2 protein-coding genes and 1 pseudogene are annotated in these 2,009 nt (G+C 47.2%); 1 reads left to right on the plus strand and 2 read right to left on the minus strand.

The features are described 5' to 3' along the window. The first annotated feature begins 181 nt into the window (after positions 1 to 181). Positions 182 to 490: a hypothetical protein gene (locus RMO27_RS00055; protein ID WP_309727836.1), complete on the plus strand. Its 309-nt coding sequence runs from the start codon at positions 182 to 184 to the stop codon at positions 488 to 490. 26 nt (positions 491 to 516) lie between these two features. On the opposite strand, the gene RMO27_RS00060 is transcribed toward RMO27_RS00055, so the two are convergent. Together RMO27_RS00060 and RMO27_RS00065 are read right to left on the minus strand one after the other, a co-directional pair. Next, complete coding sequence (locus tag RMO27_RS00060; RefSeq protein ID WP_309727838.1) at positions 517 to 1,086, minus strand: hypothetical protein; 570 nt, start codon at positions 1,084 to 1,086, stop codon at positions 517 to 519. Between the two features lie 148 nt (positions 1,087 to 1,234). Next, positions 1,235 to 2,009 (minus strand): annotated as a pseudogene (locus RMO27_RS00065) (hypothetical protein); the annotation flags it as partial.

The following is a 2,009-nucleotide window of genomic DNA, read 5'->3' on the forward strand; positions in this document are numbered from 1 at the left end:
ATCTAATTTATAATTTGTATAGTGTTTAGTCTGTCTTTTTGTTTGAGATTTTATACCAATGCCGTTGGCTATCTTCGAAACTTATAACTGTAAAGTGTCGGGCGCTATCGCTTAAATCGACCGCGCCAGACTCAAACTCAATCATTCTAATTTTGTAAGATCGCTGCTTACATTACCTCAAATGCGTCGTGGCACCCTAGATATCTTTCAAATTGTCAGAGTAATTCTGGCTAGAAACCTGGAAATCGATCCAGATGCGATCTATCTAGACTTTCAATTTCAAAACTTTATCGATCGACTCGCGCAGAATCGGCAGCAACAGTCTGGATCGAAAGACTTACTCGACTATTTAGAAGCCGCAAATATCTACATCGATTTGTGCGAAGCTTTTGACTTAAGTTTTCTACTGGATTTTACGGATAAAGGCTGTGTGACAGTTGCCGACCTGATCTTGTTGATTAAATCCAAACTCGATAGTCGAGTAGTCTAGGCAAACTGTCAATTTAGTTAATTCCACTAATTCCACAAATAGTGTTCGGGAATCAGATCGTCAGGTGCGAATAAATGCGGACTCATCGGTGCTGATGCCGTATCGTACCAAGATTCGAGCAAATCTTGAGTTTCTTGCATTTCCTCGATCGACAAATCGCGCGGGATAATAATCCCGATACTGCGATCGGGAATTGCTACGTAATAACCGTCAGGAAAATATTTATCTAAATAGGGCGAGAGTAAGATCCGCGACGAGCCAAAGCCGTCATTATGCATCATAATCGCCCAGACAACACTGCCATCTGCGCGCAACTTCTGGTGCGTCCATAATTCTTGAGAGGCGACTTTGAGGTTGATCGTGGCTCGTTGCTGCCAGTCGATCCCTTCATTTTCCCAAACCTCGACCATTTCTGGCGTCACATCCTGATAAGCAACTCGACCTTTGGCATTGCGATCGACAATTACCCAACTGAGTGCGTAATCCCGCAAGGGTAATTCTTCATGAGGAGAGTCCCACAGATTGGACTTGAGGCAAGTCGAATGAATGATTAAGGGCATTAAGCGATCGATCGCATCAATGATAGTTGCTGACATAGTGCAGATGGGGATGTGGTACTAATAACTACTCTCTGAACTTAGAGTACCCATCAGATTTGGCTCAATTCACATTGATGAAGATGTTTTTTTGAGTTGGGAGCGATCGGTTGGGAGTTACGCAAATCGCTATCCACTAGCCCCGATCCTAATTCAGATGATTATCTCGATCGAGAATGACGACTTGTTCGATCGGGCGGTGCTCTTCTCGCGCCGCACCGACAACCACCAAGCGTTCGGCCACACCACCAGGTAACACGCCATAAACCGCACTGCCATTACTATAGATGAGCTGCCCATCTAAACCGACGTCAAAAGCAACCACCCCTTGGGCGATGACTTTGGGTTCGCGATGGGGAAATTGCTCGATCAATTCCCAGGAGCGGGGCACCAATGCTGGTGAATCAGGATCGCCAAACCGTCGATTGCGCTGCATTTCTGCCCCCACATCTACCAATCTACCCAAAAATGATATTTGCTGGGAGGGGATTGGCGATCGTTGAGATACCGGCAATAGCAATGCCCCAGTATGCCGATGAGTAAAGAAATTCAACCATTGCACAATCGCTGCCAGCAATCGCGCGGGAACTAGCACCGCCTCCTTGAGGAGTTGTGAAAACTTGACGCGCTGACGGAGGGAGCGATAGGGACGGCGGATATAGTATAGCGTCCCTTCAGCGGTCATTTGGGGGCTGAGGAGGTCGTATTTGGGATCGCTGGCAAGGGTAATCACCTCTTGCCGATCGACATCGAGTTGCTCGATCGTCGAATGTTTTTGTTCGACAATATAACCCGCGCCATCGCGACCGATACCTGCCGATTGAAAGACGATCGCCCGCCGAAACCCCGGAATCCATTTGGGAGCTAGATCGAGTGAGTCACCTTCAGTTACTTGAGCCAAATGGACAGCATTGACGGGCATG

This window comes from Chamaesiphon sp. OTE_75_metabat_556, from assembly GCF_031378165.1.
Lineage (GTDB): Bacteria > Cyanobacteriota > Cyanobacteriia > Cyanobacteriales > Chamaesiphonaceae > Chamaesiphon.